Below are 15,796 nucleotides of genomic sequence, written 5' to 3'. Positions count from 1 at the left end.
GTACGAGTGCAAAACGACTCAGCGTACTCAATAGGTTTGTTAGTTGTAAGCTGACATTTACGTAGCGGCGCGGCGCACAATCACGAGCGCCATACGTCCCGTTGCAGGCTGCTGCATATGCGTTTGACGACGATAAGAATAGTAATACCTATCTGCATAGCTACAGCTGATAGGTTCTTTATTATCTATCGACACGCCAGCGGCTTTTAATTGATCAGCGGCCAGTTTTGGTAAGTTTAGCTTAACTTTATCCGTGTGTACTGTAGCGCAATTCGATAGTTTATCAACTGTCTTATGTAAATGCTGAGTCTCACTTTGATTTTCAAGACCACTATCTGAGCGCATTACGTATAAACTGTCAAAATTAACACCATCTGACGCCGTTAGTAATTGATTATCTAAGCAACCAGTCAATAATTGGTCACGGACTTGATGACCAACTTCATAATTTACCTGACTGATACACACCCCTATCCAAGCCTGTATAGCCCCTGAATCGGTAAAGCGATTAACAGTCTCTCGAATCACGCCGCACGCCAATCCTTGCCAACCTGCATGAATGGCAGCGATTTTACCGCTGGCGGGCTGGTATAAAACAATCGGCACACAATCTGCCGTCATTATCGCCAGTCCACGACCATTTTGCTTGCTAATTATGGCGTCAGCCGCCATTGGTGCCATGCTCAAAGGCGTCCTATCAATATCATGGATCTGTTTGCCATGAACCTGACTGACCCAATGTAAGCTGTGAATAGCAGTATGTTGCTCAGCTTGTGATGACTCATTTGCCATCTGGGTATTAATCGCAGCCAACAGACTCATACGATTATCTAATACCTTTGCCGCGTCATCGTTGACATGCAGGCCTAGATTTAGCGCGCCATAATTTGCTTGATGGTTTGCTTGACTGTCAAGCCCTCTTTGCTGGCTTGCGGCAGCAGATTCGTCAATATTATTCGGCGCAAAAGCAGCCGTTTGGAAAACAGCCACGTCATCCATTTGCGCGAGCATGGTCATTGGAAAATTATCTGTCATCGGAAGCTTGTTTGTCACGACTGCCCCATCCTTTTATCTACTGACTGTCTAAAAATTGGCATCACGAAATCACTACTATAAACTTGGCAATTGTCATAAACACCTTTAGACAGCCACTTTTCTCAATAGCGTTTACTCGTCATCATAACCGTCGCTTAATACGGCTATTAGCTTTTGCATGTCTTCTGGCAGTGGCGTCGTCACTTCCATATCCTCACCAGTCGTTGGATGCACAAACCCAAGGGTGTAAGCATGCAACGCTTGGCGAGGGAAATTGTTAATAGCTTGACGCTGTGCTTCTGTCAATCCTGCACGCAGTTGACGACGACCACCATAGATGCGATCCCCTACGAGCGGATAGGTCACATGGCTCAAATGTACGCGAATCTGGTGCGTACGACCCGTCTCAAGCCCGACATCTAACAGACAGTAGTTGTCATTCAGCGGCGTGACATTTAATAGATGGGTTACCGCTTCACGGCCGGCTGTCATGACTGTCATTTTGGTACGCTGAGTGCGATGTCGCCCAATTGGCGCATCAATACGGCGATGACGTAGCAAGCTTGCTTGATCGCCTGCTACCACACACTGATAATGACGATAAACAGATTTGTCTTTTAGCTGCTCCATCAGTGCCATTTGAGCCGGCTTGGTTTTACCAATGAGCAATAATCCAGAGGTGTCTTTGTCAATACGGTGTACCAAACCTGCACGCGGCAAGTGATGCTGCTGCGGATAATGGTATAGCAAGGCATTGACCAAAGTGCCTGTTTGGTTGCCAGCGCCCGGATGAACCACCATACCGACAGGCTTGTTGATCACCAGTACGTCGTCATCTTCATAGACCACATCGATATCTATATTTTCTGGCTGGTCTTCACTATGCTGCTGCAACGTTGTCGATAGATGTAGCACGTCATCTGCTTTGACACGGACTTTTGGTTTTTGTACACTGCCGTTATAGAGTAAGCTACCGTCCGTGATCCAACCTTGTAATTGCACGCGCGAAAAGTCTGCGAACACCTGTGAAGCGACTTTATCAATGCGTAGGCCAGACTGATCTTCTGTGACGACATGCGTCATATCCACCACTACTGGCACCGCTTGGCCAGCTACTGGCGCTTCATCGTCGTCGCCTTCATCCATGTCGCCATCGTCAAGTTCTTCATCAATATCGCTATCTTCTTCGAGCAAGTCGTCGTTATCAAGAGCATCAGTGTGCTCGTCCATTATTTCCTGCTCATCCATCATTTCTTGATTGTCAGGCTCGTCATTATTTAAAACGTTATTTGGCATTGGTGACTCTTGTGCTGATGAATCAGTCTCTAACGATTGATTCGGTGATAAATGGGTAGTCATGGCATCATTATTCATAGTGGATTGATACCTAGCAAAGTTTCTAACTATATAAAGTTACTAACTATATTTTGTCAGGTGACTTCAAAGATAAAATGATAAAAAATTGTCGTTTTTTGAACGCTAGCTGATAATAAAAGCTATGCAGGTCAAAAAAGCGGAGACAATACCGTCCTAGTGTATCATGTCACGCGTCCAAGCCCTATAAAAGTGCATGCTATCTGTGAATTTTTGAGCGCTTCTGAGATGCCGAGCCTTATTGCTTAGCTCTCTAGAACATGACATTGCTGTAATTTACTGTATATTTGTTCCTGCCAGCGATATTCGATATCGCTCGCGATAGCCGCTCATGTTAAACTGCCTGTAAAATATAGATAGCGAAAAAATAGACGAAGCAAACGTTATTCTATAAAGTATAGCCATGTTTTGCTGTATGCTATGGCACTGTATTCCTATGCCATATTCAAATACAGTATGAAAATACCATTGGGTTTTATTGACAGTGTTTGCCATTTAAACCGTTTGAATATGATTAAATGCATTTGATCTATTACAGGCTTACTATAAAAGCTCTATGTATCAGACCCAATCTACCAGTACAATACGTCATAACAAAAACTGCATTCGATGAAAAACGTGTTGCTTGTGCATTGCTGAATACTCAGCATCGTTTTTTATCACTAACCTTTTATATAGCATGATAGCACTGCTGCTATTATGCGTCTTGTGTCGGAGAAGAAGTATGCAAGCTGTTGGCAATACGTTTATCAAACTGTCCTCAATAACCTTACTTGCGCTTAGCGTCAATCTAGTAGGTTGCCAGACATTCAAAAACCTCACTGGCGCCAAAGATGTCGACGCGGTAGAAACAGCGGAAAAGTCAGAGCAAGGTTACTATAACGATGCCATCGCTCAAATCGATAAAGGTCGCTATGTTCAAGGTGTTGAAGAGCTGACCAATCTACGTACCTTTTATCCAACTGGGCAATACGCCGAACAGGCATTACTTGATATGATGTATGCACAGTATCAAGGCGATAAATACGAGATGGCAGCAGCGAGTGCTGAGCAATTCATCCGTCTGTATCCTTCTAATCCGCAAGTCAGCTATGCTTACTATGTACGCGGCGTTGCCAATATGGAAGGCTCGTCTGAGAGTTTGAAGCTGTTTAAATTAAATCAAGCGGAGCGTGACACTGCGTATCTACGTATTGCCTTTGCCAATTTCCAAGAGCTTATTAGCAAATACCCAAACAGCCCCTATGCGCCAGATGCCGCCCAGCGCATGACATTTATCTATAACCAGTTTGCTGAAAGCGAGATGAGCGCAGCCAACTGGTATATCGAGCGTGAAGCTTATGTGGCAGCTGTCAACCGTGCCAAATGGGTCTTCCAGTACTATCCGCTTAGTGAGTCAATACCAGATGCCATTGCAGTCCTAGCATATAGCCACGAAAAACTTGGTCTGACGGATTTGGCAAATGAGTACAAGACCCTATTGCAAATCAACTATCCAAACATGCTGACTAGCAACGGCAAAGTCAAACTGAGCACCAAACGTGATCGCACTTGGCTCAACAGGATTACCTTTGGGCAGCTTGGTCGCTCAAATACGACGGATACATCAGTGGCAACTGGCGAATATAACGGCGCGACCAAAACGCAAATGATTCGCAACGCAAATCAACTAAGATTGCCAAGTGATAATACTGCTCGTGCAACCACTGCCAACACCTCTGCAGCTTTTAGCAGTAATAATAGTAACGGCATCAATATTGGTTTGGGTCTGCCGGAAGCGTCAGCTGAGCGAGTGACCAGCCAATCAAGCACTGGCTCGACAGCGAGAGAAGCCAATGTTGATCCACAAAATATCAATCCAACACGCCGCACCACGCTTGAGAACGACAGCAATAGTATCCTACTAGCGCCATCAGATATGGACAACGAATAAGCACGTTCAGTGACTTGATTGCGTCAACACCGTCTATATGATTAATAATAAGGCCAACACTATGTTGGCCTTATTTTTCTAGTGGTATGCTATTCACCCTGCCCCAATATAATTGACCTATGGTAAACTGTTTTTTGTATGAGCATTCCCAACCATATTCTTGAACAACTTAATAGCCAAGCTGACCTGATCAGCATCATTGGTCGACATACCACGCTCAAACGCGCTGGTAGTGAGTTTAAGGGCTGTTGCCCCTTTCACGGTGAAAAATCTCCATCCTTTTATGTCAATCCACAAAAAAACATCTATCACTGTTTTGGCTGTAGCGTCGGTGGCAATGCCATCAGTTTTTTGCGTGATTACGAAAATCTCACCTTCATTGAAGCAGTCAATGAACTATCAAAACAAACAGGTATCGAAGTACCACAAGAAGAGCAACAGAACGTCAGCTATCAACGTCGTACGCCAAAACCTATCGTACCGCCAGTTCACAATGTGCCTAGCTCAACGATAGAACACAGCAGAGTAGATCAAGGCGGTGCAAACCAAAACAACTATCAAAACAACCGTCAAGCCAGTCATCAAAACAATATCGCCCAAAACGACCAAAACTACATCGACCAGCCTAGTTACGATGACGCTCAGGGTTACGATAATTTCCCGCCGTTAGACGCTTACGAGTCAGCGCCTTATTCGATGGACTCGTATCCATCAGAGCCGTATTTATCAAACCATGTGGATGATGATGGCTATCCGCCAGTGTGGCTGACAGATAACGATGCAAGTATGGCTAGTATCGATCAGAACGCTGATCAAGATGGCAACCTGTACGAATTGCTAGAGCAGATCCAGCAGTTCTATCAGCATAATCTACACACTCACCCTCATGCCAAGCAATACTTTTTGTCACGCGGACTCACTGAAGAGACTTTTGAGACTTTTGGTTTAGGTTACGCGCCATTTGGCTGGCAACATCTTGAGCACCAGTTTCCGCAAGATATTGAAGGTCTTAAGGCCTTAGGGCTCGTGCGCCAATCAGAGTCTGGTCGTGACTACGATCTATTGCGTGATCGGGTTATTTTTCCTATTCGTGATAACCAAGGCCGCACGATTGGTTTTGGTGGTCGGGCGCTCGACGATGAGGTCAAGCCCAAATACATCAACTCCTCAGACTCGCCCGTCTTTCATAAGCAGCACGTACTCTATGGCTATTACGAATCACGGCAGCAGCGTGCTAACGACTGGCTAGTAGTCGAAGGCTATATGGATGTCATTGCCCTCTATCAAGCGGGCATCTATGGGGCAGTCGCCTCGATGGGTACGGCGATCAATGAAAGCCAAATATCGCGGCTATTGACACTCAATCCAACGCTGACTTTGAGTTTTGATGGCGACAGTGCCGGACAAAAAGCTGCTTGGCGTACGCTTGAAGTTGCCCTGCCTGTGCTTGCTGATGATAAAGAGCTGCGGTTTTTAACCCTGCCTAATAATCATGATCCTGATACGTTTATTAAGAGTCAGGGTAGCGATGCCATGCGTGAGCAAATCGCTAATGCCATGCCGTTATCGCAGTATATTTTTGCGTACTTAAGTGAGCGTTACGATATGAGTCTGGCTGAAGGCAAAGCCAAGCTCATGTCGCAAGTACGCTCATTGACGACCGCTTTGCCCAAAGGCAGTAGCTTTCGCTATTTGCTTAACAATGACGTTTATCAAAAGCTTGGCGGCAGGCGCAGTCAGAATGTCGAGGCCAAAGATGCGCTGCTAGATTTTGATGGTGACATGACCATCAGTCAGCAATTGCAGCTTTGTTTTTTGTTTCAGCCCCGTGCATTAATTGATGACCCTATTGAATCGATTTGGCAACAGTCAGGGATAAATGGCTTACACCTACCTGCGCATATCAAACAAAAAGCTTCACCCGATACGCTGCGTCCGCTTGCTTGGGAAGACCTGCAAGATGCTGCTCTGCTTGATATCGTGAGCACTATCAAGCGCTGCCTTAATTACCTGCCAAAAGATGCCAACGCAGCAGCGCATTTTATTTTATCAAATGTGAAGCCTGCGACCCAAGACATGCTGAGCCGTAATTGGGGCGGCTTTTATAAAGCACTAACCGCACGCAATATCTTGGGGCTGGATGGCTTAATTGAAGAATTGGTTAGCCAACTGCTTGAGCGCAACATGAAGAAAAAAATACAAGAACTGATAAAAAACCCTGATCATATTAAGCTTGCGATCGTCCGCAAGCAAACCCAATTGTTGAACGATTGGCTACGGGCACAGCAGGCAGAGCAATCGGCACAGATGGTCACTGTGCAGTCTTAATTTTTAATTATCAAATCATGCCCCTTTAAAATTCTAGCCACTGCCCCCACTACTAATGATTATGCCCAGTAGCATGAGTCACTCCTAAATCATTTAGCGGATGGCAAATAATCGGCAAAAAATGGTCGGTAGCTATCACTAGCTCGTGCTTGACGACTGCGGTCTGTGTTAAACTGTGTCGCTGTATATTGACAGCATTGCTTGGTGAATGATTGTGAGCATGCATCGTTAAGCACAAATTTTAGGTATTATTTTACGTATCAGCTTTTAGATACTATTTTTGAGTATTAAATTTTAAGTACTACATTCTTTTAGGTACTGTATTGAAGTCTTTTTAGTTTTTCTAATTTTTAGCTGTTTTTTAGCATTGTTATTGTAGTGTTTTGAGCCTTTATTCATATCAACTCATTTTTGATATTATTGACAACCTCTACGCCATATTTTGATCAATCGATTGATAAGATCAACGCAAAGAGCGAGCGATAGCGAGTCACAATATAAAAATGTCCGATGCAAGTAAGCGAGTATTTATGAACGATAAGTCAGTTTCTAAGTCCACATCTCAACTGGCCACCTTAATCCAAATGGGCAAAGAGCAAGGGTATCTTACCTACGCTGAGGTGAATGACCAGCTGCCCGACTCTATTACCGAAAGCGATCAGATCGAAGATATTGTGCAGATGCTAACCGATGTTGGTATCAAAATCTTTGAATCAGCTCCTGATGCCGATGACATCTTGATGAACGATGATTCAAGTGATGATGACATGGCAGCAGATGAAGCAGCGGCGGTACTCGCCTCTGTTGAGACTGAGCCTGGTCGTACCACTGACCCTGTCCGTATGTATATGCGTGAGATGGGTACGGTTGACCTTCTCACCCGTGAAGGTGAGATATCCATTGCTAAGCGTATCGAAGAAGGTATTCGTGATGTGCAGCATGCTATGTCTTATTGGCCTGGCACCGTACAGTTCGTCCTTGATGAATACCAAAAAGTACAAGATGGCGAAAAGAAGCTATCTGATGTTATCACTGGTTTCTTAGATCCTGAAACCGAAGAAGACAAAATCGCCGCTCAAGAAGCCAAAGATGCGGCAAAAGAAGAACGTGAGCGCATCAAAGAAGAAAAAGAAAACCCGCCTATCATCAAAGCTAAAGTGAATGCCAAAGCAGCCGCACTTGATGACGATGATGATGAAGACGAAGACGACGTGGAAGAAGAAGCTGAAGAAGAAACCAGCGGTCTCGATCCAGAAGAAGTACGTTTGCGTCTGGAAGAGATTGAGCATCTATTTATTAAAGCCAAGCAAGCGCTGCTTGATTATGGCCGTGGTAGCGTACAGGCTGATACCGCGTATGCCCTACTTGCTGAACGTTTTATGATGCTAAAGCTCAATAACCGCTTGTCAGACCAAGTCATGGCTATCATGCATGACGTCTACGACGACGTACGTAAGCAAGAGCGTCAAATCATGCGTTTGGTAATTCGCCGTGGTCGTATGCCGCGTGAGGAGTTCCGTAAGACCTTCCCTAGCAATGAAACCAACGTTGATTGGTTGATTGAACGTATCAAAGGTAAGCCTGCATTTGCTGGCACGCTAGAAAAAGTTACTGACGACGTTATTTTACTCCAGCGCCGTATCCGTGACTACGAGCAGCAGCTCGACATGAAAATCCACGACATGAAAGATGTGGCACGTCGTATGGCTGTTGGTGAAGCAAAAGCTCGCCGCGCGAAAAAAGAAATGGTTGAGGCCAACCTACGTTTGGTTATCTCTATCGCCAAAAAATATACCAACCGCGGTCTACAGTTCTTGGATCTTATCCAAGAAGGTAACATCGGCCTGATGAAAGCGGTTGATAAGTTTGAATATCGCCGTGGTTATAAGTTCTCGACGTACGCCACATGGTGGATTCGTCAGGCGATTACCCGTTCTATCGCTGACCAAGCGCGTACCATTCGTATCCCTGTGCATATGATTGAGACAATCAACAAGATCAACCGTGTCTCACGTCAATTGTTACAAGAAATGGGACGCGAGCCAACACCTGAGGAATTAGGCGAACGCTTAGAGATGGACGAAGTCAAAGTCCGTAAAGTGCTTAAAATTGCCAAAGAGCCTATCTCTATGGAAACCCCTATCGGTGATGATGAAGACTCACACCTAGGTGATTTCATCGAAGATGGTACCATCTCAAGTCCTGTTGACGATGCGACGGCGGCTGGTCTACAAGAAGCGACTCGTGATGTATTGGGTAACCTTACCGAGCGCGAAGCACGTGTCCTAAAAATGCGTTTTGGTATCGACATGCCAACTGACCACACCTTGGAAGAAGTCGGTAAACAGTTTGATGTCACGCGTGAGCGTATTCGTCAGATTGAGGCAAAAGCACTACGTAAATTGCGTCATCCATCACGTTCTGAGCACCTACGTTCTTTCTTAGAAAATGACTAAGCCTTTAATTAGTTAAGTATAAAAAAAGCCGAGTTTATCTCGGCTTTTTTGTGTCTGTTAATCTATTATATCAATGCGCGCCTAAACCTTGCTCAGCATCTGGCTTATCATGCACACCGAAATTGTCTATCATCGTCTGGCTTGCTTGGTTCAAACCGATAAGCTCTACCTCAGTGCCCTCACGGCGAAACTTAATAATCACTTTATCAATCGCAGCGATTGCCGTCACATCCCACAAATGTGCTCGCGACACGTCAATAACTACTTTAGAGACAGATTCTTTAATATCAAAGGAGTCAATCATACGCTCTGCTGATGAGAAAAATACTTGACCATCAACGTGATAATAACGTGTTCGTTCTGCTTCATCCATATGACTATGCACGCTCATATAACGTTCAATTTTATTCGCAAAGAACAGTGCTGACAACAACACACCTATCAATACGCCATAGGCCAAATTATGCGTTGCGACTACCACAGCAACCGTCGTCAGCATCACGACGTTACTTTGTAGCGGTTTGGTTTTTAGCTCTCTAAAAGAACCCCAGTTAAAGGTACCAATAGATACCATAATCATCACAGCGACGAGCGCAGCCATTGGGATAATCCTTAACCAATCACTTAAAAACACAACCATTAATAACAAGAACACCCCTGCTATTAAGGTAGAGAGACGCGTATAGCCGCCAGACTTCACATTGATGATAGATTGACCAATCATCGCACAGCCTGCCATACCACCAAAGAAACCACTTATAACATTGGCAATACCTTGACCTTTGCATTCTTGGGTACGATCACCTTTGGTATCGGTCAAATCATCCACAATGGTCATGGTCATCATAGACTCAAGTAAGCCAACTATCGCCAGACTAATAGAATATGGAAAAATAATCAGTAAAGTATCTAAGTTCAACGGGATATCAGGTATCAAAAATATCGGCAAGGTATCAGGGAGTTGACCCATATCATTGATGGTTCGAGCCTCTGCGCCCAATAGAATGGCTACAGCCGTTACCAGCACAATACTGACCAGTGGCGATGGAATGATTTTGCCAATTTTTGGAATGTATGGATAGCCATAAATAATCACTAGGCCTAGTGCCACAAGACCATATACATGTATCAAATTTGAGCCTGCTTGTGGCATCAGCTCAGGAATTTGCGACATAAAAATCAAAATAGCCAAGGCATTGATGAAGCCTAGCACCACCGATTGAGACACATATTTCATCAGATTACCCAGCTTTAAGAAGCCAAAGATAATCTGTATCACACCTGTCAGGACACTGGCTGCTAGCAAGTATTGCAAGCCATAATCTTTGACCAGTGTGACCATGAGTAGTGCCATCGCGCCAGTTGCTGCTGAAATCATCGCTGGACGTCCACCGACGAAGGCAATCACTACAGCGATACAAAATGAGGCGTAAAGACCTACTTGGGGATCAACACCGGCGATGATGGAAAAAGCGATGGCTTCAGGAATAAGCGCTAAAGCGACGACCATCCCAGCTAGGACATCGCCTCTCACATTGGCTAGCCAATGTTCTTTAATCGTATTTAACATGTTTAACTCAGTTTTTTAGGAACTGCTTTAGTCTGCCAATAAACAACGTATCTAACAAATCTCTAGGAGATATATAAGGAATATCTAACATGAAAAGTCTGACACATCTCTATCTAGGCACATTGCCCATCAAATAATAAATATAAAAATGTGAACTGTCATCGTTAGCGAGTTATTGTCATAACTTACTTTAGTAGTTCGATCTTAATGATCCAATCGATACATCGAATAATGATACAAACGTTAAAGCAGTGCATATGCACAAGAAAAAGCGTCAGACGCTTTATGAGATTCATTGCTGTCGAGAGCAATGTTTACTGAGGAGGGGTACAACTAGGGTGGCGTATTCATCTTTGTAGTAGACAGCTTTTATAGATTTATGAAGTGAGATTTTTGCCATTTTAACACGTATTGACCAGTCAATAAAACTGCATCCCTCTTGCCTGCTTCCAGCAATAACTGTCTTTTTGCCAAGCAATTCTAATCCTGAAAGCTCCAAGCATTGCTCAGTTTTTATATAGGTCTAAACTTAAATCATTATGTAAATATTAATTTTTAACACAGACACTTCGCAGAATACTTAAGCCATTTGTTTTTATAGAAAAAATTCTTATTTTCCAATATACGGTTTCTATATTCGCTAATGCTACCACGATTAACACTACTGCTTTTGCTTGCTTCAACAGTGCCATCATCTTCCCACTCACAATATTTACATATATCATAACCTGTACCTTTACAGGCATCGTAAATTTCTGACAAGGTTCTAAAGCCGCAACAAGGACAAACAAGCAGCTGTTGTATCTCACCAATAACTTCGACTTTATCCCCAGTTAATGTCAAATAAAAATCTGATAGAAAGCCATTTGAACACCCACTCAGCTCATGATAAACCATATCAAAAATACCAGACTCTATATTCTCAAAATTACCCTCCAATTCATCAATGAGCTTATCTCTAGCAATAAATGCCAACCGATATTTGGTTATTAATTCAATAACATCATTTCTTGAGATATTTTTCATCATAACTACCTTTTTCTATACTCAATTACAGTCTCTTCTTTTGCCAGCGACAAAACAAGCTTTACAGATTTCGATTCTATATTAGCATCACATGGGGTACTTAATAGTATACTCACAGACCCCATCGCTAGGAAGCTGACATGATTGTCCGGCAAACACCAAACGCGCTCAAAATATTTTTTACCCTGCGCGGATCCATCATTCCGAAAATCTATCCTTAAATTTTGCTTACCACCATAGTAAAAGTATGAAGAATAATCATTATCCATCATCATACTTGGACCATCATCTATAGAATATCGTGATCTAAAGTCAAATTCTACTTCCGTGGTTCTAAGCTTCAATTTACCTCTATTGATAAACTTATATCGATCATACTTTACAATATCTATGGAAGGCACGCTCTCGCACCATTTAATAAGGTCTTTTGCATTAGTAAACGGGCTATACCAAATATACCCCTCAGCGCTGTAATCAACTTAAATTGGAATAATTAAATTAGTCACTAAACATTTACTCTTTTATTCTTAATATATTATCTTTACGGTTATATCAACCGTAAAGATAATAAGTCGTTTTATTTTTCTCGGCTGTGGCTACACCATTCAGCTGTCATTAACATTATAGTTCAACGATCCTTGCACCAAAATCCACAAGAAAATCCAAAAATTCTGCGGGCTTTACCCCCAAACTCTCGGGTGTGTACAATGTCGCCTTATAATCTGACTGCCATTTTTTAATAAACTCATTCAGTAATAAGCTTGAACACAGTCCGGTTAGCGCAGACTGACCTTTAGGAAACTCAATGGCTAGTTTGCGAGTGCTCTCTACCCCAGCGTGACTTCCCGTTATGGATACAATAATTTCGGCCGCAGCCTTATCTTGTGTGTTTCTAAAAGAAGAGGCCTCACTGGCAATATCAAACCTAATATTTTTTGCACCTGTTACGGCTCGTAAACTCACTGTATCAAGTGAACCAAAGGACGTTCCTATAACCTCTCGACCATCAATCGTAGATATTTTATGATGTATAGCATCCTCGATTAACCACTTTCTCTTTCCATTCTCATAAGAAAATGCTGAGGGGACACCTGATTGTAATCGCTCCATATCCTCGAATGCAGCAGGACCATAGATATCTTCTGGATCGAGCACCACACCGACATTAAGTGTAGAAACTGAATTAAACTGCTCTGCCAAGTGTAGTGCTAAAAATGTCGAAGCACCTGCAGCCCAATGGCTGGCGAGTAGTACTGGGCCTGAGGTGGTCAATGCATATTCTGCCAACTCAGCACCAATCTCAACCATGCCAGTCACAACATTCATATAAGATATCTTGCGATTTTGTGCAAGGCGTAAACCATGAGTACCAGAATCTGGAGCAAGCATCAAAACAGCACCGATCTCGATACGATCGTCTATCCCTAAGTTGGGCTGCTCTACATCAATTGCGAGTGACGATGCGTTTCCTACTTTAAAAGCGAGTTCATCAGCGAGCGCCATATTTCTACCACCAACGTAAATGGTTTGCTCAGGATTAATCGCGCGAAACCACTCTATCGCTTGCTGACCAACAACGCCTGTCGCACCGGCAAAGAGTATAGGATATTTAGTATTCAAAATTTCTCTCCTTTCATATATAAGAAAACGCATTTAAGCTTTTATGACACAAAAAGCCCAAATTTATTTTTGCGTTCTTGTCGCTTATTTCGCTTCATTTGGCAGTCGAGCAATCACTTTTATCTCAAAATCAAAACCAGCAAGCCAAGTCACACCAATTGCGGTCCAAGCTGGATAAGGCGCTTCTTTAAAAATAGTGTTTTTTATTTTCAGTATTGAATCAAGTTGATTTTCGGGATCCGTATGAAAGGTTGTCACATCTACAATATCCTCAAACGTACAGCCCGCCGCCTCTAATGTATGATGCAAATTCTCAAAAGCAAGTGCAACTTGCTTCTCAAAATCTGGCTCTGCACTGCCGTCCTGAAGGCTGCCTACTTGACCTGAAACGAATAGTAAATCTTTTGATTGTATGGCGGCAGAATAACCATGTTTCTCATAGAGAGAATGTCTACCCGCTGGAAATACTGCTTTTCCTTGAGACATAATTTGCTCCAACATGTTTGAATTGATATATATTGAGGATTAAAAGACATATAGCCCTTATAATGGTGCTTATTGTCAGTTAACATACATTGCGTATGTAAAAATAACACATACGTGGCGTATGTCAAGTTAATATACGTGACGTATGTAATTTTTATTATTCAATTTTTAGGGCAAGATTATGTCAAAACGTGCATTAAAAATGGCTGAAACTAGGAAAAATATAATCGCTGCGGCGAGAAAATCATTTGCCGAATATGGTTATTCAGAGACATCAATGGATAAGTTGACAGCCGATGTCAATTTGACTAGAGGGGCGCTCTACCATAACTTTGGAAATAAAAAAGGACTGTTTTCAGCGGTTGTTGAACAAATAGATTTGGAAATGGTAGAAAATGCAAAGGCTAGAGCAGCAGGTTGCGAGAATCTTTGGGAAGGATTGCTCATTGAGGCACAAACGTACATTGAAAGTGCGCTTGATCCAGAAATTCAAAGAATTATCTTGTTGGATGGGCCTGCTGTATTGGGCGACCCTTCTCTTTGGCCCAGTCAAAATCGCTGTTTATTGTCTACCAAGCAGATTGTGATGCAGTTAATTGCAGAAGGTAAAATGAAGGAGGTAGATCCGGAAGCTGCTGCTATGCTCATTAATGGTGCTGCTATGAACGCTGCGCTTTGGATTGCAGCGAGTACTGATCCAGAAGTTGCTTTACCCAATACAGTGGCTGCCTTTAGCACCATGTTATCTGGGTTTAGAGCGTGACGTTAAGGTTTTGTGGCACCCGATTGACATGAAACATGACTGTGTTTGAGCAAAACCTATTTCAGCAAGACGCTATTTAACCTGCATCTTTTTTATTCTAGATTGGCTATATCTCTATCGCTAGGAAAACCCATGATTGTCCGGCAAACACCCCACCCTTTTAAGATATTTTTCGCCCTTCGCGGTTCAATCATTCCAAAAATCTATCCGCAGCTGCTATTAGTTACCATCCTTAGTACGCTTATCACGATTATTCAGCACTGGCTTCCTGACTCTTTTCCTTATTATGGTATCGCGACTTTTACCTTATTAGGGATTGCTCTATCGTTGTTTCTTGGGTTTCGGAACAATGCCAGCTATCAGCGTTGGTGGGAAGCGCGCGGACTATGGGGTCAGTTGGTCTATGACTCTCGTAGCTTAACGCGCCAAGTGCTCTCTTTTATAGACGAGAAAGACGAGGCTGGACAACAAGCACAGCGAAACATGATTTACCTGACTATTGCATTTGCTCATGCGGTGCGCCACAGACTACGTGGCACTGAGCCTTGGCAAGATATCGAACGCTTTGTAGACCCTATACACCATGACCGTATGCGCCAAGCGAAAAATGTACCTGATTATATAATGCGCCTCATGGGTAAGCAGCTCGGCGATATTCGGCGTCAAGGACTGGTATCGGAGCAAGTCATACAAAATATGGATGAGCGCCTGACCTCTATGACCATTGTCTTGGCAGCGTGCGAGCGCATTCTCAACACACCACTGCCCTTTGCTTATATGCTGCTGGTACATCGCACAACCTACCTGTATTGCATCATGTTACCTTTTGGCTTAGTAGCCTCCCTCGGCTGGGCGACTCCGTTAATTTGCGCGGTAATTGCTTATACTTTTTTTGGGTTAGATGCATTGAGTGAAGAGCTAGAAGAGCCTTTTGGGTTGGCGGCTAATCAGTTACCTCTGACCGCTTTGTCACGTACGATCGAGATCAACTTGCGAGAAGCGCTGGGAGAAACCAACATCCCGCCTGATATCACGCCTATCGATGGCTATTTACCGTAAGCATTTGAGTCATCCCCAAGCGTGACAAGGCAAACTAGAGGCAAAGGCAACTTGAATAATCCACCCCACGCCACTATAAATAGCAGACAAAGATACTGTAGGTAAAATCTCTACTCTAACCAGCTGATCTATTCAAAAATATTATC

At 43.3% G+C, this 15,796-nt stretch carries 12 protein-coding genes; 5 read left to right on the top strand and 7 right to left on the bottom strand.

The genetic code is table 11. The features are described 5' to 3' along the window. Nucleotides 1-57: 57 nt before the first annotated feature. Both QO189_RS02325 and QO189_RS02320 read right to left on the bottom strand, forming a co-directional pair. Complete coding sequence (locus tag QO189_RS02325) at nucleotides 58-1,053, bottom strand: polyphenol oxidase family protein (protein ID WP_371531337.1); 996 nt, start codon at nucleotides 1,051-1,053, stop codon at nucleotides 58-60. A gap of 114 nt (nucleotides 1,054-1,167) precedes the next feature. Continuing rightward, nucleotides 1,168-2,409, bottom strand: a complete 1,242-nt coding sequence (locus QO189_RS02320) for an RluA family pseudouridine synthase (RefSeq protein WP_371531336.1) — start codon at nucleotides 2,407-2,409, stop codon at nucleotides 1,168-1,170. 724 nt (nucleotides 2,410-3,133) lie between these two features. On the opposite strand from QO189_RS02320, the gene QO189_RS02315 reads away from it, so the two are divergent. The 3 genes from QO189_RS02315 to rpoD all read left to right on the top strand — a co-directional run bounded on the left by QO189_RS02315 (nucleotide 3,134) and on the right by rpoD (nucleotide 9,126). Beyond that, the gene (locus QO189_RS02315) at nucleotides 3,134-4,342 is read left to right on the top strand and encodes an outer membrane protein assembly factor BamD (protein ID WP_371531335.1); all 1,209 of its coding nucleotides are present in this window, start codon (nucleotides 3,134-3,136) and stop codon (nucleotides 4,340-4,342) included. A 138-nt stretch (nucleotides 4,343-4,480) separates the two neighbouring features. Continuing rightward, nucleotides 4,481-6,670 (top strand): DNA primase, encoded by a 2,190-nt coding sequence (locus QO189_RS02310; protein WP_371531334.1) that lies wholly within the window; start codon nucleotides 4,481-4,483, stop codon nucleotides 6,668-6,670. Nucleotides 6,671-7,200: 530 nt separating this feature from the next. Then, nucleotides 7,201-9,126 (top strand): RNA polymerase sigma factor RpoD, encoded by a 1,926-nt coding sequence (gene rpoD, locus QO189_RS02305; protein ID WP_371531333.1) that lies wholly within the window; start codon nucleotides 7,201-7,203, stop codon nucleotides 9,124-9,126. 70 nt (nucleotides 9,127-9,196) lie between these two features. On the opposite strand, the gene QO189_RS02300 is transcribed toward rpoD, so the two are convergent. The 5 genes from QO189_RS02300 to QO189_RS02280 form a co-directional block, all read right to left on the bottom strand. Further along, nucleotides 9,197-10,696, bottom strand: a complete 1,500-nt coding sequence (locus QO189_RS02300; RefSeq protein WP_371531332.1) for a SulP family inorganic anion transporter — start codon at nucleotides 10,694-10,696, stop codon at nucleotides 9,197-9,199. A 555-nt stretch (nucleotides 10,697-11,251) separates the two neighbouring features. Then, the gene (locus QO189_RS02295; RefSeq protein ID WP_371531331.1) at nucleotides 11,252-11,722 is read right to left on the bottom strand and encodes a CPCC family cysteine-rich protein; all 471 of its coding nucleotides are present in this window, start codon (nucleotides 11,720-11,722) and stop codon (nucleotides 11,252-11,254) included. Between the two features lie 5 nt (nucleotides 11,723-11,727). Then, nucleotides 11,728-11,997 (bottom strand): hypothetical protein, encoded by a 270-nt coding sequence (locus QO189_RS02290; protein ID WP_371531330.1) that lies wholly within the window; start codon nucleotides 11,995-11,997, stop codon nucleotides 11,728-11,730. Between the two features lie 346 nt (nucleotides 11,998-12,343). Next, entirely contained in the window at nucleotides 12,344-13,342 is a 999-nt protein-coding gene (locus QO189_RS02285) for a hypothetical protein (RefSeq protein WP_371531329.1), read from the bottom strand. An 84-nt stretch (nucleotides 13,343-13,426) separates the two neighbouring features. After that, nucleotides 13,427-13,828 (bottom strand): RidA family protein, encoded by a 402-nt coding sequence (locus tag QO189_RS02280; RefSeq protein WP_371531328.1) that lies wholly within the window; start codon nucleotides 13,826-13,828, stop codon nucleotides 13,427-13,429. A gap of 181 nt (nucleotides 13,829-14,009) precedes the next feature. Between QO189_RS02280 and QO189_RS02275 the strand changes: the two genes are divergently transcribed. Next, complete coding sequence (locus QO189_RS02275; protein ID WP_371531327.1) at nucleotides 14,010-14,591, top strand: TetR/AcrR family transcriptional regulator; 582 nt, start codon at nucleotides 14,010-14,012, stop codon at nucleotides 14,589-14,591. 132 nt (nucleotides 14,592-14,723) lie between these two features. Next, on the top strand, nucleotides 14,724-15,650 hold the full coding sequence (locus QO189_RS02270) for a bestrophin family protein (RefSeq protein WP_371531326.1): 927 nt from the start codon (nucleotides 14,724-14,726) through the stop codon (nucleotides 15,648-15,650). Nucleotides 15,651-15,796: the final 146 nt, after the last annotated feature.

This window comes from Psychrobacter sp. Arc29 (assembly GCF_041431175.1).
Classification (GTDB): domain Bacteria; phylum Pseudomonadota; class Gammaproteobacteria; order Pseudomonadales; family Moraxellaceae; genus Psychrobacter.
Note: the sequence above shows the minus strand (reverse complement) of the source record. Positions and strands in the feature narration are given on the sequence as shown.